At 61.8% G+C, this 24092-nt stretch carries 22 protein-coding genes and 1 other RNA gene; all 23 read right to left on the bottom strand.

What is annotated here, in order from left to right; translation table 11 throughout:
* Position 1: 1 nt before the first annotated feature.
* Positions 2 to 1117: a nicotinate-nucleotide--dimethylbenzimidazole phosphoribosyltransferase gene (cobT, locus tag H6A20_RS10080; RefSeq protein ID WP_243426202.1), complete on the bottom strand. Its 1116-nt coding sequence runs from the start codon at positions 1115 to 1117 to the stop codon at positions 2 to 4.
* Positions 1092 to 2495 carry a cobyrinic acid a,c-diamide synthase CobB gene (locus H6A20_RS10075; protein WP_204906995.1) on the bottom strand — a complete coding sequence of 468 codons (1404 nt, stop codon included), beginning with the start codon at positions 2493 to 2495 and terminating at the stop codon, positions 1092 to 1094. Before H6A20_RS10075 ends, cobT begins: the two co-directional genes overlap by 26 nt.
* On the bottom strand, positions 2492 to 4474 hold the full coding sequence (gene cobK, locus H6A20_RS10070) for a precorrin-6A reductase (protein WP_204906994.1): 1983 nt from the start codon (positions 4472 to 4474) through the stop codon (positions 2492 to 2494). Before cobK ends, H6A20_RS10075 begins: the two co-directional genes overlap by 4 nt.
* Positions 4467 to 5198 (bottom strand): precorrin-3B C(17)-methyltransferase, encoded by a 732-nt coding sequence (gene cobJ / locus H6A20_RS10065; RefSeq protein ID WP_204906993.1) that lies wholly within the window; start codon positions 5196 to 5198, stop codon positions 4467 to 4469. Before cobJ ends, cobK begins: the two co-directional genes overlap by 8 nt.
* Complete coding sequence (locus H6A20_RS10060) at positions 5191 to 6216, bottom strand: cobalt-precorrin 5A hydrolase (protein ID WP_204906992.1); 1026 nt, start codon at positions 6214 to 6216, stop codon at positions 5191 to 5193. The genes cobJ and H6A20_RS10060 overlap by 8 nt, the downstream gene beginning before the upstream one ends.
* 2 nt (positions 6217 to 6218) lie before the next feature.
* Positions 6219 to 6983 (bottom strand): precorrin-4 C(11)-methyltransferase, encoded by a 765-nt coding sequence (gene cobM, locus H6A20_RS10055; RefSeq protein WP_204906991.1) that lies wholly within the window; start codon positions 6981 to 6983, stop codon positions 6219 to 6221.
* A complete protein-coding gene (cobI, locus tag H6A20_RS10050; RefSeq protein WP_204906990.1) occupies positions 6984 to 7676 on the bottom strand; it encodes a precorrin-2 C(20)-methyltransferase in 693 nt (230 codons plus the stop codon). It lies immediately after the preceding gene.
* A gap of 24 nt (positions 7677 to 7700) precedes the next feature.
* Positions 7701 to 8906, bottom strand: a complete 1206-nt coding sequence (gene cbiD, locus H6A20_RS10045; protein ID WP_243426201.1) for a cobalt-precorrin-5B (C(1))-methyltransferase CbiD — start codon at positions 8904 to 8906, stop codon at positions 7701 to 7703.
* On the bottom strand, positions 8893 to 10431 hold the full coding sequence (cobA, locus tag H6A20_RS10040; protein WP_204906989.1) for a uroporphyrinogen-III C-methyltransferase: 1539 nt from the start codon (positions 10429 to 10431) through the stop codon (positions 8893 to 8895). Before cobA ends, cbiD begins: the two co-directional genes overlap by 14 nt.
* On the bottom strand, positions 10415 to 11296 hold the full coding sequence (hemC, locus tag H6A20_RS10035) for a hydroxymethylbilane synthase (protein ID WP_204906988.1): 882 nt from the start codon (positions 11294 to 11296) through the stop codon (positions 10415 to 10417). Before hemC ends, cobA begins: the two co-directional genes overlap by 17 nt.
* The gene (locus H6A20_RS10030) at positions 11293 to 11811 is read right to left on the bottom strand and encodes a precorrin-2 dehydrogenase/sirohydrochlorin ferrochelatase family protein (protein WP_204906987.1); all 519 of its coding nucleotides are present in this window, start codon (positions 11809 to 11811) and stop codon (positions 11293 to 11295) included. The genes hemC and H6A20_RS10030 overlap by 4 nt, the downstream gene beginning before the upstream one ends.
* A 36-nt stretch (positions 11812 to 11847) precedes the next feature.
* Positions 11848 to 13389: a nitrite/sulfite reductase gene (locus H6A20_RS10025; protein WP_204906986.1), complete on the bottom strand. Its 1542-nt coding sequence runs from the start codon at positions 13387 to 13389 to the stop codon at positions 11848 to 11850.
* A gap of 15 nt (positions 13390 to 13404) precedes the next feature.
* Positions 13405 to 13638 (bottom strand): hypothetical protein, encoded by a 234-nt coding sequence (locus H6A20_RS10020; protein ID WP_204906985.1) that lies wholly within the window; start codon positions 13636 to 13638, stop codon positions 13405 to 13407.
* A 30-nt stretch (positions 13639 to 13668) separates the two neighbouring features.
* Positions 13669 to 14694 carry a tRNA preQ1(34) S-adenosylmethionine ribosyltransferase-isomerase QueA gene (gene queA, locus H6A20_RS10015; protein ID WP_204907011.1) on the bottom strand — a complete coding sequence of 342 codons (1026 nt, stop codon included), beginning with the start codon at positions 14692 to 14694 and terminating at the stop codon, positions 13669 to 13671.
* 26 nt (positions 14695 to 14720) lie between these two features.
* Positions 14721 to 15542: a YihY/virulence factor BrkB family protein gene (locus H6A20_RS10010; RefSeq protein ID WP_204906984.1), complete on the bottom strand. Its 822-nt coding sequence runs from the start codon at positions 15540 to 15542 to the stop codon at positions 14721 to 14723.
* Between the two features lie 63 nt (positions 15543 to 15605).
* Positions 15606 to 16874: a SpoIID/LytB domain-containing protein gene (locus H6A20_RS10005; RefSeq protein ID WP_243426200.1), complete on the bottom strand. Its 1269-nt coding sequence runs from the start codon at positions 16872 to 16874 to the stop codon at positions 15606 to 15608.
* A gap of 114 nt (positions 16875 to 16988) precedes the next feature.
* A non-coding RNA gene (gene ssrS, locus H6A20_RS10000) (6S RNA) lies at positions 16989 to 17171 on the bottom strand.
* 47 nt (positions 17172 to 17218) lie between these two features.
* The gene (gene pckA / locus H6A20_RS09995) at positions 17219 to 18823 is read right to left on the bottom strand and encodes a phosphoenolpyruvate carboxykinase (ATP) (RefSeq protein WP_204906983.1); all 1605 of its coding nucleotides are present in this window, start codon (positions 18821 to 18823) and stop codon (positions 17219 to 17221) included.
* Between the two features lie 258 nt (positions 18824 to 19081).
* Positions 19082 to 19417, bottom strand: coding sequence for a hypothetical protein (locus tag H6A20_RS09990; RefSeq protein WP_204906982.1), 336 nt, complete (start codon positions 19415 to 19417; stop codon positions 19082 to 19084).
* Between the two features lie 25 nt (positions 19418 to 19442).
* Positions 19443 to 20936, bottom strand: a complete 1494-nt coding sequence (gene thrC / locus H6A20_RS09985; protein WP_204906981.1) for a threonine synthase — start codon at positions 20934 to 20936, stop codon at positions 19443 to 19445.
* A gap of 28 nt (positions 20937 to 20964) precedes the next feature.
* The gene (locus H6A20_RS09980) at positions 20965 to 22290 is read right to left on the bottom strand and encodes a Na+/H+ antiporter NhaC family protein (RefSeq protein WP_204906980.1); all 1326 of its coding nucleotides are present in this window, start codon (positions 22288 to 22290) and stop codon (positions 20965 to 20967) included.
* 8 nt (positions 22291 to 22298) lie between these two features.
* Complete coding sequence (gene leuD / locus H6A20_RS09975; RefSeq protein ID WP_204906979.1) at positions 22299 to 22793, bottom strand: 3-isopropylmalate dehydratase small subunit; 495 nt, start codon at positions 22791 to 22793, stop codon at positions 22299 to 22301.
* Positions 22793 to 24067 (bottom strand): 3-isopropylmalate dehydratase large subunit, encoded by a 1275-nt coding sequence (gene leuC, locus H6A20_RS09970; RefSeq protein ID WP_204906978.1) that lies wholly within the window; start codon positions 24065 to 24067, stop codon positions 22793 to 22795. The genes leuD and leuC overlap by 1 nt, the downstream gene beginning before the upstream one ends.
* Positions 24068 to 24092: the final 25 nt, after the last annotated feature.

Raw genomic sequence — 24092 nt, 5'->3', positions numbered from 1 at the left:
CCTACTCTCCTTCCGTCTCCCCCGGGGCGGACAGCTCGCCGCCCAGGGGCTCATATGCCTCGATCTGAATGCCGGCAAAGTCCGGCATCTTCCGGTATACTTCCAGCGTCATATCCAGGAGGGGCATGAGCGCCACGGCTCCCGTCCCCTCGCCCAGCTTCATATGGCAGCCAAGGAACGCCTCCTTCCCAAGCTCCCGCAGGATCCTCTCCATCCCGGGCTCGCCGGACATGTGGGAGGGGAGGATGTAGTCCCGGGCAGCCGGCGCGATCCGGCAGGCCAAAAGGGCTGCAGCCGCGGAGATGAAGCCGTCCATCACCACCGGGAGACTCTCCATGGCTCCCCCGAGGAAGACGCCTGTCAGCCCGCCGATGTCCAGGCCGCCTACTTTGGCGAGCACATCCACCGGATCCTGCGGATCCGGCCTGTGCTTTGCAAGCGCCCGGCGGATCACCTCCCGCTTGCGAAGCAGGCCCTTGTCAGAGAGGCCTGCCCCCCTGCCGCACAGCCTGTCCGGCTCTTCCCCCAGAAGGGCGCAGGCCACCGCCGCGCTGGTCGTCGTGTTGCCGATCCCCATCTCCCCGGTGAGAAGGATCCCGTAGCCGGCCTCCTTTAACCGCCGTGCGGCCCGGATGCCGGAGCGGATGGAAAAGAGGGCCTCCTTTCTTGTCATGGCGGGCTCCCTGACCATGTTCTTCGTGCCCCAGGCCGCCTTGTCCTGGTATGCCTTTGTCTTTGTCTTCACACCCACGTCCACGGGAAAGACGTCCACGCCGGCCACACGGCTCATCAGGCAGGCGCTTGTCAGGCCTTTTGTGAAATTGTCCGTCACCACCGCTGTCACACTGCTGTCCGTCTGGGAGACCCCCTCCTCCACAACGCCATTGTCCGCGCACATGACGATCAATCCTTTTTTGTCTATAGAAACATTTTCATTTCTTGTAATACCCGCCATCTGCGTGATGGCATCTTCCAGGCTGCCCAGGCCAAAGAGGGGCTTTGCGATGGAGAGCCACCGTCTCCGGCAGGCCTCCATGGCCCTCTCGTCCGGGGGCAGGATCTCTCCCTCCCCCGGCATCCCGCACAGGATCTCATCGAGTATGCCTTTCCCGTCCATATTCCTCCGCCTTTCGTACAAATCTTGCCGCCGTCTCCACATGGGACCAGAGATACAGATGGGGGAATCCGCCGTAGAACCGGTCTGTCATATGGCCGCACGGCCAGCTCCTCCCTGTGACAGGCCTGACTGCCAGAAGATCTGTTCCATTCCCGTCTGTATCCATGTAGTGGAACTCGTGTCCCCGCAGCGACTCTCCCGGCATGAGGAGCGCCGTCTCCCCGGCCTGCGGCGCCGTCAGCGTCACATAGCCGAACCGGGACAGTTTCCCCGTATACCGGCTCCTGCCCTTCAGGGCGCCGGACATCTCATACGCGCACCCATCCCGGTCCTCCAGCTCCTCCTGCAGATAGAGGAAGCCGCCGCACTCCGCCAGGCAGGGCATACCGCCCGCCACAGCCCCCTGCACCGAGTCCCGCATGGGCCTGTTTTCCGACAGCTCCCTGCCGTAGAGCTCCGGGTAACCACCGCCCAGAAGGAGGGCGTCCGCCTCTGCCGGCACCTGCCTGTCCCGGAGCGGGGAAAAGGGATGAAGCTGCGCGCCCAGCATCTCCAGCAGCCGCAGGTTGTCCTTGTAATAGAAGGAGAACGCTTCGTCCCGGGCCACCGCGATCACCGGCCTTACGCCGCGTCCCCGGGGGAAAGCCGGAAGCGGCTCCTCCTGAAGCGCCGGCGCCTCCCCTGCAATGGAGAGAAGAAGGGGGATATCCAGCGTCTCCAGGCACTGCTGCCCCAGCCGCTCCATCTGTCCCCGCAGCCCCGGGATCTCCCCGGGCATGACAAGCCCAAGATGACGGCTCTCCATGCGGACGTCATCCAGCCTGGGCAGGAACCCGCAGACCCGGACGCCCAGCTTCTCCTCGGCAAGCGCCTTGAGGGCCGGGTAGCGGCCGGGGGAGAGACGGTTGAACACAACGCCCCGGATGCGGCTTCCCCCCTCCTGCTGCGCATAGGCAAGAAAGCCCCGGATCAGGGCAAGCACAGAGACGCTGGCCTTGCCTGCGTCCACCACCAGGATCACCGGCGCCTCCAGGGCTGCGGCCACATCCCAGGTGCTGGCGTCTTTGGTGACGCCGCCCAGCCCGTCGTAGAGCCCCATCACGCCCTCGATCACGGACACATCCGCCCGGACGGCGTCTGCAAGGAAGAGCTGCCGCATCCGCCCCCGCCCGGCCAGAAAAGTGTCCAGGTTCTTGGAGGGGATCCCCAGCACCGCCTCATGGAACATGGGGTCAATATAGTCAGGCCCGCATTTGAAAGCCGCCGCCTGTATCTTCTTCTGCCGCAGGGCCGCCAGCAGGCCGCAGGCAAGGAGGGTCTTGCCGCTTCCGCTGGCAGGCGCCGCGATGACCAGCCTTGGCGCCTGCGTCTTCCTCATTTTCTCTCTCCTTCCGCCTGCTTCACGCCTTCAAATGTGACAATGTACACAGGATTCAGTCCCTCCATAAGCTGGAAGCTGCCCGCCTTCCTCGCGCGGGAAGCCTGGATCTGTGTGATCTGCGCCGGGTGTTCCGGGAAGAGCCGCATGCAGTCCATGCACGCCGCCGCCGTGTTCAGGGTAATGGCGGAGACGACGATCCTGGCCTGCGGATTCTTCTCCCACGCCTTCTTAAGGATCTCCGGCAGGTTCCCGCTGCTGCCGCCTACAAACACCTTGTCAGGCGCCGGGAGGGCGCGCAGGATCCCCGGCGCTTCGCCCCGGACCGTCAGCACATTGGACACCCGGAGCCGGTGCCGGTTCTTCTGGATCAGGCCGACCGCCTCCTGGTTCCTCTCCACCGCGTACACCATGCCGTCCAGGGCACGGCGGGCCATCTGGAGGGAGACGGAGCCGGTGCCGGCCCCCACATCCCACATCACGTCGCCCCGCTCCGGCTCCAGGCAGGAGAGGATCACCGCGCGCACTTCGCCCTTGGTCATGGGCACCCTGCCCCGCAGATAGTCCTCATCCCTGGCGCCGGAAGGGATCCGGCCGCCTGGAGCCTCCATGTAAAGGACGCTTAAGGGATCCCACGGGATCTCTTTTTCAGCCAGCTTCTGCGCCCGCCCTGTGATGATCCGCTCCTCCGGGTAGGTGAGGCGGCTTCCCACAGACACCCGGGCCTTTTTCCAGCCGTACCTGCACAGGCGCGCCAGCACAGTATCCACATCCTGCGGGCTGCTCACAAGAAGAAAGAGCCGCCCGTATTCCCGCAGGTAATCCAGATAGTTGCAGCTTCGTCCATGGATGCTCAGGCAGGGCGTGCCCTCCAATCCGGCGCCGAGGCGGGCGGCCAGGCAGGAGACGGAAGAGACCCCGGGCAGCACGGTCACGTCGTACCCTCTAAGCTCCTCTTTCAGGCGCGCCGCGCCGCTGTAGAAGGATGTGTCGCCGGACAGGAGGATGACGATCCGGTGGAAGCGGGAGTTGGCTCCTATAAATTCCCGGATCTTCCCGGCCCGGTACTCCTCGTAGTGCTCCGCAGGGATCCCCTCCGCCGCCGCAAGCATCCGCGCGGATCCGATGAGCAGGTCCGCCTGCTCCATGGCCTCCCGGGCCTCCAGGGTCTGGCAGTCCGCCCCGCCGGGGCCAATGCCTGCCAGGGTGATCTTCCTTGGCTGGCGGAAGCCGTACTTTTTCGCCAGCATGTCCATCGTCTCCTGCAGGGAGATCCCTTTCTCCCGCGGCCGCCCGATGACCACCGGGACCGCGCCCGCCGCCGCGGCCGCCTCCATCTTTTCCCGGAATCCGCCGGCCCTGCCGGAATCCTTTGTCACCAGATACCTGGCCCGCACATGGCGGAGTGTCTGCTCGTTCATCTCCCTGGAGAACGGTCCCTGCATGGCGAGCAGATGCTGGCCCTCAAATCCGTGGGAAACCGCCTGCTCCACCGCCTCCTTTGTGGAGAGGACCCGGAGGAAGCACCGGTTTTTGTAGTCCGGGATCCGGGTGTAGGGGTCCAGCTCCTTGCTGCCGGTTGTGATGAGGATGTTTCCCTTTTTATCCTCCAGATACTGCGCCGCCTCCCGGATGCTCTCCACCCAGACAGCCCTGTCTGTGCCGGCGTCCCCCTCCCGGAGCACACGCACGTACCGGATCTCCTCCCTCCCGCACATGGTGCGGATATTTCCGGACACTTCCACTGCGAAGGGATGGGTGGCGTCGATGACCATCTGCGCCTGGCACTCCCGGGCCAGTTCCTGCATACCGGCCACGTCAAGCCGGCCGGCCAGGACATGGATATTCTGTCCCTCCTCCACCAGTTCTTTCCCGTATTCCGTCGCCGTACACACATACACCTCCGGGGCATGCCCCCGGAGATACTCCGCGATCTTTCTTCCCTCTGTCGTACCTGCAAAAATCAGAATGCTAGCCATGCTCATACCCTCTTGGCGTGATCATTTGTCCGTCTGCCTCCCTTGTCTGTGAGTTCCCGATAAACACTGTCGTAAACATATCCGTCTGCGTCTGCGCCAGTTCACGCAGGGTGCAGATCCTGCATGTCTCCCCCTGACGGCCGATATTGACCGCATAGCCGCAGACTGTATCCGGCCCGCGGTACGCCCCGATGATCCGGCAGGCCCTCGCAAGGTAGTCCGCCCGCTTCCGGCTGGACGGGTTGTAGAGGCAGATGACAAAGTCCGCCTCCGCCGCGCACCGCAGCCTGTTTTCAATCTTCTCCCAGGGGGTGAGGAGGTCGCTCAGGCTGATGACCGCAAAATCATGGACAAGGGGCGCCCCCAGAAGCGCTGCCCCGGAGAGGGCTGCCGTCACGCCGGGGATCACCTCCACCTCCACACCCGGATATGCGCCGGCCATGGAGAGGATGAGCCCTGCCATGCCGTAGACGCCCGCATCCCCGCTGCAGATCATGGCCACCGTCTGCCCTGCGCCGGCCCGCGCAAGCGCCAGGCGGCACCGCTCCTCCTCCCGCCGCATGGGGGTCGTGAGGAACTCCTTGCCCGGAAAGTGCTCCCGGATCAGGTCCACGTAGACCGTGTACCCGGCGATCACCTCACAGTCCTCAAGAGCCTTCGCGGCCCGCATGGTCATATCTTCATAACTTCCCGGCCCAAGGCCGATCACATACAGCTTAGCCAAACTCCACACTCCAATCTTCTGCGGCCAGGGCAAGCGTCATGCCGTCCCGGGCCTTCTTTGCGAGCACAAGCCGCCCTCCATACAGAAGAGCCGCCCGCTCGCACACATTGCCCACGCCCACCGTCTCCTCCACAAAGGGGGAATCCCCCGTGACGGGGCTCACAGCCGCCAGCTCTGCGGCTGTCCATGTCTCAAAGGGGACCGCCAGCTTCCGGGCCAGGGCAAGAAGCCCTTCCTCCTCCCGCTTCCGGTCGATGCTGGCAAGGCGCCGCACCTGCGCCGGATGACAGCCCAGTTCCTCCAGTTCCCCCAGAAGGAACGCCTCCAGCTCCCGGGCGGGCACGCCTCTGCGGCAGCCCATGCCGGCTGTCAGGTTCCTGGGAAAAAGCCGCAGGATATGCGCCGGGATCTGTCCGGCCCGCCCAGGCCTTTCTTCCACAAGGACCGCCGCAGGAAACCCGGCCAGGGACCCTATGTCCCTCACGGCTGTCAGTTCTTCCGGCACCGGCCCCCGGACCGGAAGGGCGCTGTAAAAACCGACCGGCTCCCCCTGAAGGATGCAGGCGGATACACGCTTCGCCGCCTCCCGGTCTGTCACGACAAAGCCGGCTTTCCTGGCAAACTCGTCCACTGCAAAGCGGCCGTTCACGTCCGTGGCCGTGGTGATCACCGCGGCTGCGCCCGTCTCTTCCGAGAGCAGGCGGGCCAGGTCGTTGGCTCCTCCCATGTGCCCGGAGAGGATGGGAACGGCAAACTGCCCCCCTTCATCCAGCACCACCACCGCAGGATCCTGAAATTTATCCCGCACATAGGGCGCGCAAAGTCGCACAGCGATGCCGGCGGCGCCGATGAAGACGATCTCCCGGACCTGTCCCCAGTACTCTCCCAGGAACGCCCCGCCCCGCGGCCTTTCAAGGCAGACCGTCTCCCGCCCTGTCCCCGCAAGGATCCGGGCCGCCTCCTCCATCTTCCGCAGGCCTCTGTCCGTATAACACACAAGCAGCGTCTTTTTTCCCATTTCTATCTCTCCTGGCTTCCTTTGCGAAATTCCGTGGTAAACGCCGGATCGTAGAGGCAGGACCTGTCGTAGTCCCGCCCGGCAAGCACACGCCCGACAATGATGAGGGCTGTCTTGCAGATCTGTTCCCGCCTGGCCGCCTCCGGCAGTTCCGCCACTGTGCAGAGCACCCGCTTCTCATCCGGCCAGGTGGCCTTGTAGACGATCGCAGCCGGCGTATCTGCCGGATAGCCCCCCTCCATGAGAGCGGCGGAGAGCTCCGGGAGAAGCCCTGCGCTTAGGAAGAGGACCATGGTGGACTGATGGGCTGCAAAGCGCTCGATCTTCTCCCGCTCCGGCACCGGCGTCCGCCCCTCCATGCGGGTGATGACCACGCTCTGGGAGATGCCCGGCAGCGTGTACTCCAGACCGAGCGCGGCAGCCGCCCCGGAAAAAGCGCTGACGCCGGGAACCACTTCATAGGGGATGCCCCGGGCGTCCAGCTCGTCCATCTGCTCCCGGATGGCCCCGTAAAGGCTGGGATCGCCGGTGTGCAGGCGCACCACATCCTCCCCCCTGGCATGGCACGCCTCCATCACCCGGATCACTTCCTCCAGCGTCATGTAGGCGCTGTTACGGATCTCACAGTCCGCCGGGCAGACCGACAGAAGCGCCGGGTTTACAAGGGAGCCCGCGTAGATCACCGCCCGCGCCTTTGCAAGGAGCTCCCGCCCCCTGACTGTGATCAGGTCCGGATCTCCGGGCCCTGCACCAACAAAATGCACCATCTATCTCTCACCTGCCTCCTTTGCCACAATGATCGAGTAGTAGCTCAGATCATCCGGGATCTCTTCGAGGGAGCCAAAGATTCTCTCCCCCTCCATGCCGCACCGCTCCACAGCCCAGCCCCGGGCGCCCAGCGCCAGCAGCTCATCCCGCACCTGCACCGCCGCCCGGCCCGCCTTCATCAGCACCTTTGTGCCCGGCAGCGCAAGGCTCTCCCCGGCCGGGTAGGAGGCCGGGATGACATGGAGCATCTGGGCGTTCTCCACCAGTCCTTCCCCCGCGGCAGCCGCCACGGCCAGGAAGGAGGGGATGCCGTTTATGATCCGTGCTTCATACCCTGCCCCGCGCACCTGCCGGTGTACATACAGGTAGGTGGAGTAGATGCAGGGATCCCCGAGGGTCAGGAAAGCCGCCGTCTTTCCCTCCTCAAGGACTGCCGTGATCGTCCGCACCGCCTCCGCGTGGGCGGCCTTAAGGACGTCCGGATCCTTCGTCATGGGCATATGGATGCCCACGGCCTCCTTCTCCTCTATCTCCGGCACCGCGCCTGCGGCGATCTCCCACGCCACAGTCCGGCGCGGATCCTTCCCCGGGGCCAGGATCACGTCACAGTCCCGGATCACGCGGACTGCCTGTATTGTCATCAGTTCCGGGTCGCCGGGGCCCACCCCGACGCCGTACAACATTCCTGCCATTGTCTCTTCTCTCCTGCTCTTTTCTTAGTCCGGATCCCTGGCGGCTTCCCGCCTGGCTTCGCCAAGCAGCGCCTCAGCGCCCTTCGTCATGCCGAGCATGCCGCGGACGCTGGAAAAAAGAACCGCCCCCGCCCGAAGCTTCCCGCCCGGGGCGCTCCCGCACCGGAGATCCAGGTGTTCCTTTATCTTTGCGAGAAGCTGTCCTGTCACTGCCTTTCGCTCCGTATCCGTCAGCTTATCCAGGGCATCCTCCGTGGTGTTGCACCCCAGGAGTCCTGCCGCCGTCTCCCGGGAGAGCCCGGCCCGCAGGGCCGCCGCTGCCAGAAGTTCCATCCGGCAGTCCGCCTGGCGGGAGTGGGTATTCATGATCCCGCCGGCCAGCTTGACCAGTTTGCCCATGTGTCCGGCAAACAGGATCCCTTCCGCTCCGTACCGGGCTGCCATGTCGATAGTCTCCCCGATATAGTTGCTGCACGTTATGGTCTCCTCCGGCAGGATCCCCCACTGCTCCCGCAGGAAATCCAGCCCGTAATTCCCCGGCGCGGCAAGGAGGATCCGGTGGCCCTGCGCAAGCCTGACCCGGATCTCCACCCCGATCGTGTCGATGAGGGCCTGCTCGCTCATGGGCTCCACGATGCCGGTCGTCCCCAGCACAGAAAGCCCCCCCTCGATGCCGATCCTCGGATTGAAGGTCCGCTTCGCCAGCTCCTCCCCGCCCGGGATCTCCACCAGGACGGCAAGGCCTCTCCCGCATCCGGCCTCATCAAGCAGCTCCGCCAGTTCCCGGCAGATCATCTCCCGGGGCACCCGGTTGATGGCTGCGCTCCCCACCGGCTGGTCAAGCCCCGCCTTCGTCACCCGGCCTACGCCCTCGCCGCCGTCCACAGTAATCCCTCCTGTCTGCTGAAAGGAGACTGCCGCATAGACAGTGACGCCGTCTGTGACATCCGGGTCATCCCCGCTCTCTTTTCGCACCCCGCACCGCACGGTCAGGGGTTCCCCCGACGCAGCAAAAGCCAGCACCTGCACCGACTCCACCGGGAGCGTCAGTATGCGGCCGCCTGGCAGGCGGACCGCAACCTCCTGCATCTGCCCGGCAGCCTTCCGTCCGGCCAGAAGGATCCGGGCCGCCGCCTTTGCCGCCGCCTGGGCGCATGTGCCTGTCGTCCAGCCGCGGCGCAGGCCGCTGCCTGTCCTTTCCATCTGAAGGCTGTCTCTATCTCCTGCCATCCTCTCTCTCCTTTGCGGCGGCCTCCTTCGCCAGTTCCACCAGGGCTTCCAGGGTTGGTTTTGCCGCCGTGTATGTCTCCATCCCTGCCCCGGCCGCAGCAGCGGCCGTCATGGAGCCGATGCACAGCGCCCGAACCCCGGACAGCCTGAGATCCCCGGCGCTCTTTACAAAGCCCCGGACCGTGGAAGCGCTTGTGAACATGGCGTATGTGCGCCCGTCTGCAAACTCCCGCTCCAGGTCGAGCCAGGGCAGCGTCTCGTACTGCGTATCGTAAATGGGCAGATCCGTCACGTCCGCGCCGGCATCCTTCAGTTTCTCTGTCAGCTCCCGGTTCCCGATCCGCGCCCTGGGAAGGAGCACCCGCTCCCCCGGCTTCACTTCGCGGGCCAGCGCCGCGCCCAGGTGGGCCCCGTCGTAGACGTCCGGCATCAGATCCGGGTACAGACCTGCCTGCGTAAGCTCCCCCGCCGTCCCCTCGCCGATCACAGCGATCCGCATGTGGGCAATCCTCCTTACATCCATCCTTCTCTTTCTGAGTTCTTCCAGAAAGATATGCACGCCGGAAGGACTTGTAAAGACGAGCCAGGCGTAATCCGCCAGCTCTGCAAGAGCCTGATCCAGGTCTTTTTTGTCCGCCACAGGGACAAGGCGGATGGCGGGCGCCTCCAGCACTTCCGCCCCCTCGGCCCGGAGCATGGCGCTAAGCCGCAGGGTGCGCTCCCGCGGTCTTGTGACCAGGATCTTCACGCCGGCCAGCGGCCGCTCCCCGTACCAGTCCATGTCCTGGAAGGCAGCCGCCTGCCCCACCAGGATGATGGCCGGAGACTGGACATGGGCCGCCTCCGCCTTCTGCGCAAGCTCCGCCACCGTCCCTGTGATCCTGCGCTGCACAGCCCGGGTCCCCCGCTCCAGCACGGCGGCCGGCATATCCGGAGACATCCCCTCCGCAAGGAGGCCCGCCGTCACGCTGCGGATCGTGTGCACGCCCATGAGGAACACAAGCGTCCCGCCGCCCTCCACAAGAGCCTGGTACCGGATATCCGGGAGGCTGCCGTCCTTTTTGTGGGCGGTCACAATGTGGAGGGAGGAGGCCAGATCCCGGTGCGTCACCGGGATCCCCAGGTAGGCCGGCACTGCGATGGCCGAGGTGATGCCCGGCACGATCTCAAAAGGCACCCCCGCGCGCTTCAGGGCCGACGCCTCCTCGCCGCCCCGCCCGAAGACAAGGGGATCTCCGCCCTTCAGTCTGACGACCCTGCGCCCTTTCACTGCCTGCTCCACCAGGATCCGGTTGATCTCCTCCTGGGGGATGGGGTGATGGCCGGCGCGCTTGCCCACGTCTATGTACACTGCGTCGGGGCGCCCCCAGGCGAGGACGCCCACGCCAGCCAGCCGGTCGTAGACGATCACATCCGCCTCCGCAAGGAGTCTTCTGCCCTTCACAGTCAGAAGCTCCGCGTCCGAGGGGCCGGCTCCAACAAGCCAGACCTTCCCTGTTCCCTTTGCGTTATCCTCTAAGCTCATCTGCAAGCTCCCTTCCCATCCGCGCCGCCAGGGCCGGATCTGTTCCTTCCATCTCATACGTGCGGGTCCCGATGCGGTATGTGCCGGTCTCCTCCTCGTAGTAGAGCCCCCGCAGCAGCCAGGCCTGTCCCTGCCTTTCGGCGTGCGCCGCCACCGGGGAGGAGCAGCCCCCGTCCAGCTCCCGCACAAAGGCGCGCTCCGCCGCCGCGGCCAGCACGGCGTCCGGGTCGCTTGCGCAGTCCGTAAACGGCTTCATCCGCCGCGATCCCTGCACGGCCATGATCCCCTGTCCCGCCGCGGGCAGGATCTCCTCCACGGAGAAATACCGGCTGATCCTCTCTTCCAGGCCCAGCCGCAAAAGACCTGCCGCCGCCAGCACAAGGGCGTCGTACTCCCCTGCGTCCAGCTTCTCCAGCCGGGTCAGCACATTCCCGCGGATGTTCTCGATCCGCGCCGACGGGAAGAGAGCTCCAAGCTGCAGTTTCCGGCGCAGGCTGGAACAGCCGATGACGCCGTCCGCCGGCATCGCCGGCAGCCCCTTCCGAAGCACCAGCACATCCCGCGGGTCCTCCCTCCTGGTACAGGCCAGAATGGGAAAATCACGGGGTTCCTCCATAGGCATGTCCTTCAGGCTGTGGACCGCCAGATCGATCCGGCACTCCCGCAGGGCCAGATCCAGCTCCTTGATAAAAAGGCCCTTGCCTCCCACCTTGTCCAGCGTTTTATGCAGGATCCGGTCCCCGGTCGTCTTCATTGTCACGATCTCAAGCTGCGCCGCCGGATGAAACTGCCGGATCTTTTCCATGACGATCTGCGCCTGCCGCACCGCCAGACGGCTCTCTCTGCTTCCTACCTTGATCTTCATGCCCTGTCTCCTTCGTCTTCTTTTGCCTGCTTCCCCTCATCCGCCTCAAGCCCGGCCAGGCAGCTCCGCACGGCCCTGGCCGCCCGGGCCACCTTCCCGTGGTCGCTGCCGTCCCCGGCAAGGCCGGCAGCCAGCCCGTCCGCCAGCGCTACCGCCGGGAAATAGAAGTCGCTCTTGTCCCGGTCCGATGCGATGTTCACGGGGATCCCAATCTCCCGGCACCTTTTCTGCGCCAGGCGGTCAGCGGCCGGGTCGTCCGCGGCGCAGATGACAAACGCGTACTGCGCCGTGATATCAGCCGCCTCCACGGGGCGCAGGGTCAGGTGCACCCGCCCGCTGCCCAGAAGGCGTCTCATCTCCTCCTCCTGGGGGGCTGGAACCTCCTTTGCCACCACGGCAAGATCCGCGCCAAAGGCGAGGAGGGTGCGCAGCCGGCGCACCGCCACATGCCCCGCCCCGATGACCAGGATCTTCTTGTTTTCTATATCCACAAACATGGGAAAGTAAAGCCCCATCCCTGTCTCCTCCACACAACAAAAGAGACTGCTGCACTACGACGTGTAGGCAGCAGCAATCTCAAGCAGTCTGTCCCGGTTGTCCTTCTCCCACGCAGCGTAGGAAAGGCCGGACTTTTCCACTTCCTGTCCCAGCTCTACCAGGAAGGCGGGGATATCCGCCTCCAGCATGGCTCCCGCATCATCTCCCAGATACTCGTCTCCCTGCCTGTCGCAGCCGAAGAAGTAGACCTCAAAGGCGGATTGCGGCTTCTTGTCCACCATCTTCACGCCGCCCCGGAATCCGATCTGGCCGATCTGATGCGTGCCGCAGGAGGAGGGACATCCGGAGATGTGCACTCTCGGGAGTGCATCCGGCGCGATGCCTGCCTCCCGCACCGCTTTTACCGCAGCCTGCAGCAGGCTCTGGGAATCCCGCACGCCTGCCTGGCAGATGGAAGCACCGATGCAGGCCACGGATGTCTCGAACGGCGTCCGGGCGCTGTCGCTGGTGGCATCCAGCACTTCCCGGGCCTCTTTCCCGGTCAGGTTGATGATGTAGACGGTCTCATCCGGCGCGATCCGAAGCTCCACCGCCTCTATCTCTCTGACCGTATCAAAGATCCTGCGGAAGAAGGACGGATCCGGGCATCCTCCAAGGGGATGGTAAGCCACTGTGTAGAGGCCCTCCTGCTTCTGGGCGAGGATCCTCTCCCCGGATGCCTCCGTGCCGTCGCCCGACTTCGTGATCTCCTCCGGCTCCACGCGGATCGTCAGGTCTTCGCCCGTCTCCGCCTGGGCCAGCTTGGCAAGATACGCCTGCCGGTATCCCTCATCGCCCAGCTTGTCCCGCATGTAGCGCGTTCTTGCCTTCCCCCTCTGCTCGTAGTTGCCGTGCTCCAGGAAGACCTCCCGCATGGCAAGGATATAGTAGAGGACGCGGGACGGATCCACCGCCTCCGCCATCTTAAGTCCGATCTTCGGGTTGTTCCCCAGGCCGCCGGCGCTGTACACGTCGAACGTTCCGTCTGGGCGGGCCACAAAGCCCAGATCCCGGAAGGTGGCGTGCGTCACATTGGCCGGGCCTGTGGAAAAGCAGACCTTCAGCTTTCTCGGCATCTTCCGGGCGTCCAGGAAGGTGAGGAGGAACTCTTCCGCCTTCTTCGCGTAGGGGAGCACGTCAAAATACTCGCCCTTCTGCGTGCCGGACAGAGGCGGCGCCATCACGTTCCTGGGGAAATCCCCGCCGCCGCCAAGGGTGACGATATCGTGCTCCATGGCCCCTGCCATGATGTCGCAGACAGCGTCCGCGTCCAGGTCGTGGAGCTGGATCGTCTGGCATGTCGTAAAATGCACCTTCTTCACGCCGTGCTTCTCGATGCTCTCTGTGATAAACTGAAGCTTGTCCTTCGTGAGGCGGCCGCCGGCCATGCGCAGGCGGAGCATGCTGCTGTGCCCGCCCTTCTGGGCATAGCTGCCGTATCTGCCGGAGTACCCCTTGTAGTCATTCTTTGTGATATTGCCCGCGTAAAATTCCTTCGTCTTCTGCCGGAATTCCTCCAGCTCCTCTCTTCCCAGTACAGGTGCTTTTCTGTCCATTTTTTTCCTCCTGTCTTATTCTTCTACCTCCACAACCAGATAAAATCCTTTCTGGGTGTGCTCGATCTTTGCAATTTTTCCTTTTCTCGCTTTGATGCGCTCGCTTGTCCGGTAGATGCCGGACATGGCCACGGAGGGCTCCACCAGATAGGTGTAGCGCCCCGTGCTGGGACTTCTCTCGCTGATCTCCACCTCCTGGCCCTCCCGGACCAGTCCTTCCCTCTCCATCTTAAAGCGCTCCTGTCTCATCGCCGTCCATCCTTTCTCTTCCCCGCATCTTTACCGGATCAGCATGGCGTCCCCGAAGGAGAAGAAGCGGTACCGCTCCCGCACAGCCTCCTCGTAAGCAGCCAGCACATGCTCCCGCCCCGCCAGTGCAGATACGAGCATGAGCAGGGTGGACTCCGGCAGATGGAAGTTGGTGATCAGACAGTCCAGTATCTTAAAGCGGTACCCCGGATAGATAAAGATATCCGTCCAGCCGCTGCCCGCTCTCAGGTATCCGTCCCCGTCCGCCGCCGACTCGATGGTCCGGCAGCTTGTGGTGCCCACGCAGATGATCTGCCCGCCTGCTGCCTTCGCGCGGTTGATCTTCTCCGCCTCGCTCGCTTCGATCTGGTAGAACTCCGAATGCATGTGGTGCTCCAGGATGTTGTCCGCCTTCACAGGCCGGAAGGTGCCGAGCCCCACGTGGAGGGTGACGCTGGCGATCTCCACCCCCTTCGCTTTGATCTCCTCCAGAAGCTCCGGCGTAAAATGGAGGCCTGCCGTAGGCGCGGCCGCAGAGCCGCTGTGTTTCGCGTACACCGTCTGGTACCGGTTTTTGTCCTCCAGCTGGTGGGTGATATAGGGAGGCAGGGGCATCTGCCCGAGCCGGTCCAGTATCTCCTCGAAGATGCCGTCATAGGTGAAGCGCACAAGGCGGTTCCCCTCCTCCACCACATCCACGACTTCCCCCACGAGAAGTCCGTCGCCGAAGCTGATCCTGGCGCCCGGCTTCGCCTTCTTTCCAGGCTTTACAAGCGTCTCCCAGATATTGTCTTCTTTCCTTTTTAACAGTAATATTTCTATCTTTGCATCCGTACCGATCTTGGATCCGATCAGCCGGGCCGGAATGACCTTCGTGTCGTTGAGCACAAGGCAGTCGCCCGGATGCAGGTACTCTTTGATCTCCCGGAACACATGGTGGGATACCGCGCCGGTCTCCTTGTCAAGGACAAGCAGCCTGGAACCCGCCCGGTCCTTCAGGGGATCCTGGGCAATGAGTTCCTGGGGAAGGTCAAAGCTGAAATCCTGCCGTCTCATTTCCATTTCTTTTGTCTTCCTTTCCTTTATCTGTCAAACAGATGCCGGGCCACCAGCTTGTTCAGCACCCCGCCGAGCAGAATGCTGTACATGCAGAAATACAGCCACAGCATGATGAGTACGATGGTCGTCAGGCTCCCGTACATGTCTGAAAATCCCTGGAAAACATCCACGTACACAGAGAACACCCAGGAGATGGCCATCCACGCCAGCGCCGCAAACACGGCCCCGGGGATCTGCCTGCGCAGCGTATCCCTCCGGTTCGGGAGGAACTTGTAGATCAGAAGGGAGAATCCCATCAGCACGACGGGCACGATCACGGCGCGCCTCTGGATCATCCAGTCTGACACCGGCTTCAGGAACCGGACATGGGTGGTGATGAAGATGTTCAGCGTATTGCCGAAGACGGACATCACCAGAAGGAGCAGGATCACCACAATGAAGAGCACAGTGTAGACCGTGGCGCGGATCCGCAGGAACACATAGTTCCGGGTCTCCTCGCAACTGTAAATGCAGTTCAGCCCGTTCGACATGGCAAGAACGCCCTTCCCCGCAGACCAGAGCGCCACCACCGCAGTCACGGGGATGATGCCCATGGACTGGTTATAAACCTGGTTTACGATCGAGACGATCAGGGAGTCCACGGAGGAGGGGAAGACCTGCATCACCGCCGTCATCACATCCGCCTTGGTAACGGGGGTGAACTGGACGAGCGTGAGCAGCAGAAGAAGGATCGGGATCATACAGAGCATGAAAAAATACGCCGACTGGGCGGCGTAAGCTCCCACGTGATCCCTGCCCACTTCCTCGGACACGCCTATTCCTTTCTGAATGATCTTCTTTATCATAGACTTTCTCCCGCCGTTTTTCATAGAGAAATCATACCATCTGCCTGTAAAATATGCAAGCCGTTATCCGATCTCCACATCCTGGTAGAACAGCTTCAGGATCTCCTGGTAATCCTTTCCCGCCTTCGCCATCTCGTTGGCCCCGTTCTGGCTCATGCCGATGCCGTGGCCAAAACCGCCGCCGCGGATGACGAACGCATCCCCTCTCTTCTCAATGGAGAAAAAGGCGCTTGGCAGCAGGGCTGTGCTCTGTACCGCGGTCCCGTCGTTCTTTTCGATGGTGTACCCGCTCCCGCCAAGAGCCGTGCGGATCTTGTTCTCCGTGTCCACAGTGACGCTCCCGGCGTCCCCGGACGCCGTGATCTGCAGGGCCACATCCCCCGGGCCCCGGGCCGTCACTTCCACGCTTTGCAGGGTGCCCACCGCCGCGCCTGTGTTGGCGCTCACCAGGGCGGAGAGGGTCTCTGCCGGCACCCGGGCCGTCCACCGGTACCAGGGAAGGGACTTCTCGTAATCCCCGTCCTCCCCTTTCACCTCCACACTTCGCAGGTACCCGTTCTCCTCATCTTCCTGTGTGCCCCACGCCGCCAGGCTGGTGGTCCTGCCGCAGGAGGTGGAATAATAGTATGTGGTGGCGATCCCGCCTTTATACCTCACCACCTGTCCCCTTGTCTCCTCCACCGCCCGGGTGCTGCTCTCCTGCATCCGGCTGTTGCCGTACACCTGGTAGTCCGTGCTGTCGTTCACATGCGCCTCATATTCGGGATAACCGAAGGACGTCATCTGGCGGAAGGCATAGCTCCTGGCACACACTGCCTGGGCTTTGAGCGCCTCCAGCTCATAGGACGCCGGCATCTCGCTGGGCACCACGCCGCACAGGTACGTCTCCACCGGCAGCTCGTTGATGACCGCGATGGCGCCTGAGACAGCCCGAAGCTCCAGGGCGCCGGCGTAGGAGGGCGTCCCGCATCCCCGCGTGATGCTCTCCAGGCGGATCGCGCCTCCCTCCTCCAGCGGCTCCACACGGATACTGCCCTTCTGAAACCGGGCGTCGTCCGGCAGGATCCGGCAGGACTGTCTCCCGCTCCACTGCACGCTCTCCCCGCCGCAGCTCACCTTCAGCCCGGCGTCCGAGGAGACCCGCACCTCCCCGTGCAGCTCCCCCTCATATCCCGTGGTCATGATGAGCACGCGGATGGTGCTGTCGGAAGTGGGCTGCGCAGGCTCCGTTCCCGGCAGTTCCAGGGGGCTGTCAGTCCCGGTTCCCCCCGGTCCACCCTCCGTCCCGTACAGCATGTGCACAAGCCCGGCTATGAAAAGCAGCCAGATCAAAATGGCGGCCGCCGCTTTCTTTCTTCTTTTCCTCAAACCTGTCCCTTTTCATTCTTTTTCTAAAATGTATGAAAAAAGACAGCTGCATATACGCAGCTGCCCTTCATCTTTTGTACGTCCCCCGAAATGCCGGTTCCTGTATTTTGACTCCTAGCCGCAGCCAGGTGGGTGTCCGCATCTGCTTTTCTGTCTTCCACTACAAGTTCGGAGGCCTGACATAGTACAGAGATAATAAGAGTCCCGTTTAAAGTTTTGTAGGTTCAAAATTACAGGAATTGTCGTGCATCCCAGGTTTCCTAAAGTTATTATACTCTATTGTACCCTGCTTTTCAACCAGAAATCCGTTAGATCTGCGGACCTGCTGCAACAAGCTCTTTGCCCAGTTCGTTGCTCTCGTATTTCTTGAAGTTCTTGACGAATCTCTGAGCCAGGTCTTTTGCCTTTGCATCCCACTCGGAAGCGTCTGCGTATGTGTCGCGGGGATCCAGGATCGCAGGATCTACGCCCGGCAGCTCTGTGGGAACTTCAAAGTTGAAGTAGGGGATCTGCTTCGTGGGCGCTGTCAGGATGGAGCCGTTCAGGATGGCGTCGATGATGCCGCGTGTATCCTTGATGGAGATACGCTTGCCGGTTCCGTTCCAGCCTGTGTTTACAAGGTATGCCTTTGCTCCGCTGGCTTTCATCCTCTTCACCAGCTCCTCGGCGTATTTCGTCGGGTGCAGCTCCAGGAACGCCTGTCCGAAGCATGCGGAGAAGGTCGGTGTCGGCTCTGTGATGCCGCGCTCTGTGCCGGCAAGCTTAGCCGTGAAGCCGGACAGGAAGTAGTACTCTGTCTGCTCCGCTGTCAGGACGGATACCGGCGGAAGTACGCCGAAGGCGTCCGCTGACAGGAAGATCACGTTCTTCGCTGCAGGCGCTGCAGATACCGGGCGTACGATCTTCTCGATGTGATCGATCGGGTAGGATACACGTGTGTTCTCTGTCACGCTCTTGTCTGCGAAATCGATGTGGCCCTCTGCGTCCAGCGTCACGTTCTCAAGAAGCGCGTTTCTCTTGATGGCGTTGTAGATGTCCGGCTCGGACTCCTTGTCCAGGTTGATCACCTTCGCATAGCAGCCGCCCTCGAAGTTGAACACGCCGTTGTCGTCCCAGCCGTGCTCGTCGTCGCCGATGAGAAGTCTCTTCGGGTCTGTGGAGAGGGTTGTCTTTCCTGTGCCGGAAAGGCCGAAGAAGATAGCCGTATTCTCGCCGTTCATATCTGTGTTGGCTGAGCAGTGCATGGAAGCGATTCCCTTCAGAGGCAGGTAGTAGTTCATCATGGAGAACATACCTTTCTTCATCTCTCCGCCGTACCATGTGTTCACGATCACCTGCTCGCGGCTTGTGATGTTGAACATGGCGGCTGTCTCAGAGCGCAGTCCCAGCTCCTTGTAGTTCTCTACCTTTGCCTTGGAGGCGTTGTATACGACAAAGTCGGGCTCGAAAGTCTCCAGCTCCTCCTCTGTGGGGCGGATGAACATGTTCTTAACGAAATGAGCCTGCCATGCCACTTCCATGATGAAGCGGATCGCCATGCGCGTATCCTTGTTGGTGCCGCAGAAAGCATCCACAACGAAAAGCCTCTTGCCGGAGAGCTCCTCCTGCGCGATCTTCTTGACTGCGTCCCATGCCTCCTGGGAAGCCGGATGGTTGTCGTTCGGGTACTCCTCTGTCGTCCACCATACAGTGTCCTTGGAATTCTCGTCCATCACGATATATTTGTCTTTAGGAGAACGGCCTGTGTAGATACCAGTCATAACATTGACTGCGCCGAGCTCGCTGACCTGGCCTTTGTCATAGCCTTCCAGGTTCGGGTTGGTCTCCTCCTCAAAAAGCATCTCAAAGGAAGGATTGTGAACAATCTCAGTTGTTCCGGTGATACCGTACTTTGTTAAATCGATATTTGCCATGTTACGCTCAACCTCTTTCTTTCTATAGTCTGCAGCCGCCGGTTTCCCGGAAACCACGATTTGGTTTTATTATACAAGATGCGGATGGAAAAAGCAACCACTAATATGTTAAGATAATAACAAGATTTTGAATTATTTATATCGAAATCTTTTATTTTTCCTGATCTGCAAATTTATTTTCTACTTTGAAAAAAGAAAAAATGCAGGATTTAAAATAAAATCCTGCATTTTTCTGACGATAAATTGTCAGAATATTTTCTAAAAGTAGGTGTCGTTCGCCTTTTTCGTCCGCACGGCGAGCCAGATGAGCGCCGCCGCGCAGAGAAGCAGCGCCGCAAAGAGCGCCGGTCCCACCGGAAACGCATACTGGTTGACCATCTCCAGCGCGCCGTACAAAAGGAGGAGCACAGCCACGCAGATGAGCGGAAGGGACGTCATACGTATGTAGGCGTCCACGTCCCTGCACTTCTTCGGATCCGTATCCCTGGGCAGCATGATCCCCCTGGGGATCTCCCGCCTCCGGATCATCAGCAGATACCCGTAGACGCAGTAGATACCTGCGCCGATCGCCACAATGCCAAAAAAACTTCCCATACTTTCCATCTCTGTCACCTTCCCGCTAGTTTAATCCCAGGATCTCCTCCACCGTCTCCCGCATCCGGTCCGCATCGCACTCTCTCGTGTGGCGCACCTGCGCGCGGAGGATCTCCTGCACGGCCCCGGGCATCTCCACGCAGGAGAGGCGCTCCAGCTTGGGCAGGAGCGCAAGTTCCTCCTGCCGGCCATAGGCTTCCGGGTCGATGGCGGCGAGCACGCTCTTCACAAACTTGTAGGGGCTTGCCGTGGAGGCAATGACCGTCTTTGTCCCGTCCCCCGTCTCCTCCCGGTATTTCCCGTACACGCGGGCCGCCACTGCCGTGTGGGTGTCCATCACATAGCCGGTCCGCTCATAGACCCTGCGGATCGTGTCCGCCGTCTCCTCCTCCGTGGCGTAGCCGGCGGCAAAGTCAGAGAGCTGTTCCTTCATGGCCTCCGTGACCGTGTAGCGCCCCTCCGCCTGCAGGCCGGCCATCAGCGCCGCGTCCACACCGGCGTCCCGGCCGCAGATCTGATAGATGAGCCGCTCCAGGTTGCTGGATATGAGGATGTCCATGGACGGGGACGTGGTCAGCTTAAACGGCCGGTTCCGGTCGTATGTGCCGGTCCGGAAGAAGTCAAAGAGCACCCTGTTCTCATTGGAGGCGCAGATCAGCTTCGCCACCGGCAGCCCCATCTGCTTTGCGTAGTACGCTGCCAGGATGTTTCCGAAATTCCCGGTGGGAACCGTGATGTTGATCTTCTCTCCCGCCTGGATCTCCCCGTTTGCCAGGAGTTTCCCGTAGGCGTACACATAGTACACGATCTGCGGCACAAGGCGTCCGATATTGATGGAGTTGGCGGAAGAGAACTGATAGCCCGCCGCCTCCAGCCTTCCGGCCAGCTCCCGGTCGCCAAACAGTTCCTTCACGCCGCTCTGGGCGTTGTCAAAATTGCCGTGGATCGCCACCACGTCAACATTTTTCCCCTTCTGGGTCGCCATCTGCAGCTCCTGCACGCGGCTGACCCCTCCCTTCGGATAGAACACGATGATCCGCGTCCCCTCCACATCCGCAAAGCCCGCCATGGCGGCCTTGCCTGTGTCCCCGGAGGTGGCGGTGAGGATCACGATCTCCCGGTCCGCGCCGTTCTTCCGGGCCGCCGTCGTCATGAGGTGGGGCAGGATGGACAGGGCCATGTCCTTGAAGGCGATGGTAGGCCCGTGGAAAAGCTCCAGATAGTAGACGCCGTCCACCTTTGCAAGTGGCGCGATCTCCTCCGTGTCAAACTTCTCATCATAAGCCCTGGCAATGCAGGCCTTAAGCTCCTCTTTCGTGTAGTCGGTGAGGAATTCCTTCATCACCGTACAGGCCGTCTCCTGGTAGGTCATGTCCTTGAGCTCCTCCAGGGAGACCGGCAGGGCCGGGATGCGCTCCGGCACGAAGAGGCCGCCGTCGTCCGCAAGTCCCTTGAGGACTGCCTGGGAGGCCGTGACACTGCTATTCGGATTCCTTGTGCTTGTATACTGTAAATTCATCTCGTCCGCCTTTCCGTCCCGGTCCTTTTTAAGCTGCCGGGCTGTCGTTTTCCTTCCTGCTCCTGAAGAGGATGAACAGGACTGCGCTCACTGCCATCAGCACCGGGTAGTACAGGTATGGCAGGATATCAAAGGGTGTCAGCGCCGTCAGCGTGGCCGCCGACAAAAGCTGCGCGCCGTAGGGAATGAGTCCCTGTCCCACGGAGGTGAAGATGTCCAGCAGGGAGGCGGACCGCTTCGGCGAGACGCCGTACTCCTCGCTGATCTCCTTTGCGATGGGGCCTGCCATGACAATGGCCACCGTGTTGTTGGCCGTGCAGGCGTCCACCAGGAGGGCCAGGCCCGCAATGCCCAGCTCCGCGCCCTTCTCGCCCTTGATCATCCTGTGGATCCACTGCAGGATGAAATGGATGCCTCCGTATTCTTTTACAAGTGAGACAATACACGCCACAATGATGGAGATGACCGTGATGTCATACATGCCCATCACACCGCTGATCTCCTGCTCATTGATGACCGTATTGCCGCCGATGGCCAGGAAGATCTGGTTCCAGGCGAGACTGCCCGTCGCGATCCCCACGATGATGGAGAGGACCGTGCCGCCGATCAGCACGACGAACACGTTGATGCCTATGAGCGCCCCCACAAGGACAAGCACATAGGGAACGACCCGCCAGACATTGAAGGACAGGTCATCCAGCATCACTGCACCGCCGTCCCTTGTGACGAACAGGAAGATGAGCACGGTGATGACAGCCGCCGGCAGGACGATCAGAAAGTTCTCCCGGAACTTGTCCTTCATCTCACATCCCTGGGTCTTCACAGCCGCAATGGTCGTATCTGAGATCATGGACAGGTTGTCGCCGAACATGGCGCCGCACACTACCGCGCCGATGCAGATGGCCATGGCAAACCCTGTCTTCTCGCTGATCCCCACCGCGATAGGCGCCAGGGCTGCGATGGTTCCCATGGAAGTCCCCATGGAGACCGAGATGAAGCAGCCGATGACGAAAAGTCCCGCCACCGCCACGCTGGGAGGCAGCACGGAGAGTCCCAGGTTGACTGTACTCTCCACGCCGCCCGCCGCGGTCACGGCGCCGGAGAAGCCGCCGGCGCACAGAAAGATCAGACTCATAGTGATAATATTGTCGTCCCCCACGCCCTTCGCGATGATGTGGATCTTCTCGTCAAAGCTGACTTTCCTGTTCTGCAGGAAAGCCACGCAAAGGGCGATCAGAAATGCCACGATCGTGGGCATGGAATAAAAGTCCCCCGTCACGACGCCCGACCCGAGAAAGATCACCAGGAACACCCCGATGGGCAGGAGGGCCGCCGCTCTTCCTTTGTTTTCCATACTTTTCCCTATTTCCCTCTGTTCTTATTCGTATAGTTTACAAGACCGCCCGCCGCGATGATCTTCTGCATGAATTCCGGGAACGCCTGTCCCTGGAACGTAAGTCCCTTCGTGCGGTTGTAGATCCTGCCGCTGTCAAAGTCCACTTCCACCTCGTCACCTGCCTCGATATTCTGCGCGGCCTCCGGGCACTCGATGATGGGAAGCCCGATGTTGATGGCGTTCCGGTAGAAGATCCGGGCAAAGGTCTCCGCGATGACGCAGCTGACGCCCGCCGTCTTCAGGCACAGGGGCGCGTGCTCCCTCGAGGAGCCGCAGCCGAAGTTCTTGTTCGCCACGATCAGATCGCCGGGCTGCACCTTCTCCACGAACTCCGGATCGATGTCCGCCATGGCATGGCTGGCCAGCTCCTGCGGATCAAAGGAATTCAGGTACCTGGCCGGGATGATCACGTCCGTGTCCACATTGTCTCCGTATTTAAACACTCTTCCTTTTGCCTGCATTAGTTCTCACCTGCTTTCTCTGGATTCGCGATATAGCCCGCGATGGCGCTGGCCGCCGCCGTCTCCGGGGACGCCAGGTAAATGAGGGAGTCCACATGTCCCATTCTGCCCACAAAGTTGCGGTTCGTCGTGGACACGCATTTCTCCCCGGCCGCAAGGACGCCCATATGTCCGCCCATGCAGGGGCCGCAGCTTGGTGTGTTGAACGCGCAGCCCGCGTCGATGAAGATATCCGCCAGCCCCTCCGCGATGCACTGCTTGTAGATCGCCTGGGTGCCGGGGATCACCATCACCCGCACGTCCGGATGCACGGTATGTCCCTTCAGGATGGCCGCCGCACGGCGCATATCCTCCATCCTGCCGTTGGTGCAGGAGCCGATGACCACCTGGTCGATCCGGATGGGCTCCATGGCCTCGATCTCATCGATGGTCTTCGCGTTGCCCGGAAGGTGCGGGAAAGCCACCGTGGGGCGCACTTCCGAGAGGTCGATCTCCACCACGTCCTCGTACACCGCATCCTCGTCCGCCGTGTAGATCTTGTACTCCTTGGCAGAATGCTCCTTCATGTAGGCCTCTGCCAGTTCATCCACCGGGAAGATGCCATTCTTCGCGCCCGCCTCAATGGCCATGTTGGCCATGGTGAACCGGTCGTCCATGGACAGGTTCGCAATGCCGTCCCCCGTGAACTCCATGGATTTGTAGAGGGCCCCGTCCACGCCGATCTTGCCGATGATGTGGATGATGATATCCTTGCCGCTCACATACCGGGAAGGTTTGCCCGTCAGCACGAACCGGATGGCGCCCGGCACTTTGAACCAGATCTGGCCGGTGGCCATGCCGGTGGCGATGTCCGTCGTCCCCATCCCTGTGGAGAACGCCCCCAGAGCGCCGTATGTACAGGTGTGGGAATCGGCGCCGATGATGCACTCGCCGGCCACGACGATGCCCTTCTCCGGCAGGATGGCATGCTCGATGCCCATTCTGCCCACCTCAAAGTAATTGGTCAGCTCCTGCTCCTTTGCAAACTCCCGCAGGGATTTGGCATTCTCTGCTGATTTGATATCTTTATTCGGTGTGAAATGGTCCGGAACAAGGACCACCTTCTCCCTGTCATATACTTTGTCAGCCATCTGACGGAACACCGGGATCGCCATTGGTCCAGTGATGTCGTTGGCCATGACCACATCCAGGTCCGCCATGATGAGCTGGCCTGCCTCCACATGATCCAGGCCCGCGTGGGCTGCCAGGATCTTCTGCGTCATTGTCATACCCATGATCGTATGCCTCCTTCTTTTCTTT

This window comes from Mordavella massiliensis (assembly GCF_016901695.1).
Classification (GTDB): Bacteria; Bacillota; Clostridia; order Lachnospirales; family Lachnospiraceae; genus Claveliimonas; species Claveliimonas massiliensis_A.
This window is presented reverse-complemented; position numbering and strand designations above follow the sequence as displayed.

What these genes read in the sequence shown, in the direction of transcription:
- cobT (WP_243426202.1), bottom strand. Translation starts at nt 1,117, where the DNA reads ATGGACGGGAAAGGCATACTCGATGAGATCCTGTGCGGGATGCCGGGG.
- H6A20_RS10075 (WP_204906995.1), bottom strand. Translation starts at nt 2,495, where the DNA reads ATGAGGAAGACGCAGGCGCCAAGGCTGGTCATCGCGGCGCCTGCCAGC.
- cobK (WP_204906994.1), bottom strand. Translation starts at nt 4,474, where the DNA reads ATGGCTAGCATTCTGATTTTTGCAGGTACGACAGAGGGAAGAAAGATC.
- H6A20_RS10060 (WP_204906992.1), bottom strand. Translation starts at nt 6,216, where the DNA reads ATGGGAAAAAAGACGCTGCTTGTGTGTTATACGGACAGAGGCCTGCGG.
- cobM (WP_204906991.1), bottom strand. Translation starts at nt 6,983, where the DNA reads ATGGTGCATTTTGTTGGTGCAGGGCCCGGAGATCCGGACCTGATCACA.
- cobI (WP_204906990.1), bottom strand. Translation starts at nt 7,676, where the DNA reads ATGGCAGGAATGTTGTACGGCGTCGGGGTGGGCCCCGGCGACCCGGAA.
- cbiD (WP_243426201.1), bottom strand. Translation starts at nt 8,906, where the DNA reads ATGGCAGGAGATAGAGACAGCCTTCAGATGGAAAGGACAGGCAGCGGC.
- cobA (WP_204906989.1), bottom strand. Translation starts at nt 10,431, where the DNA reads ATGAGCTTAGAGGATAACGCAAAGGGAACAGGGAAGGTCTGGCTTGTT.
- hemC (WP_204906988.1), bottom strand. Translation starts at nt 11,296, where the DNA reads ATGAAGATCAAGGTAGGAAGCAGAGAGAGCCGTCTGGCGGTGCGGCAG.
- H6A20_RS10030 (WP_204906987.1), bottom strand. Translation starts at nt 11,811, where the DNA reads ATGGGGCTTTACTTTCCCATGTTTGTGGATATAGAAAACAAGAAGATC.
- H6A20_RS10025 (WP_204906986.1), bottom strand. Translation starts at nt 13,389, where the DNA reads ATGGACAGAAAAGCACCTGTACTGGGAAGAGAGGAGCTGGAGGAATTC.
- H6A20_RS10020 (WP_204906985.1), bottom strand. Translation starts at nt 13,638, where the DNA reads ATGAGACAGGAGCGCTTTAAGATGGAGAGGGAAGGACTGGTCCGGGAG.
- queA (WP_204907011.1), bottom strand. Translation starts at nt 14,694, where the DNA reads ATGAGACGGCAGGATTTCAGCTTTGACCTTCCCCAGGAACTCATTGCC.
- H6A20_RS10010 (WP_204906984.1), bottom strand. Translation starts at nt 15,542, where the DNA reads ATGATAAAGAAGATCATTCAGAAAGGAATAGGCGTGTCCGAGGAAGTG.
- pckA (WP_204906983.1), bottom strand. Translation starts at nt 18,823, where the DNA reads ATGGCAAATATCGATTTAACAAAGTACGGTATCACCGGAACAACTGAG.
- H6A20_RS09990 (WP_204906982.1), bottom strand. Translation starts at nt 19,417, where the DNA reads ATGGGAAGTTTTTTTGGCATTGTGGCGATCGGCGCAGGTATCTACTGC.
- thrC (WP_204906981.1), bottom strand. Translation starts at nt 20,936, where the DNA reads ATGAATTTACAGTATACAAGCACAAGGAATCCGAATAGCAGTGTCACG.
- H6A20_RS09980 (WP_204906980.1), bottom strand. Translation starts at nt 22,290, where the DNA reads ATGGAAAACAAAGGAAGAGCGGCGGCCCTCCTGCCCATCGGGGTGTTC.
- leuD (WP_204906979.1), bottom strand. Translation starts at nt 22,793, where the DNA reads ATGCAGGCAAAAGGAAGAGTGTTTAAATACGGAGACAATGTGGACACG.
- leuC (WP_204906978.1), bottom strand. Translation starts at nt 24,067, where the DNA reads ATGGGTATGACAATGACGCAGAAGATCCTGGCAGCCCACGCGGGCCTG.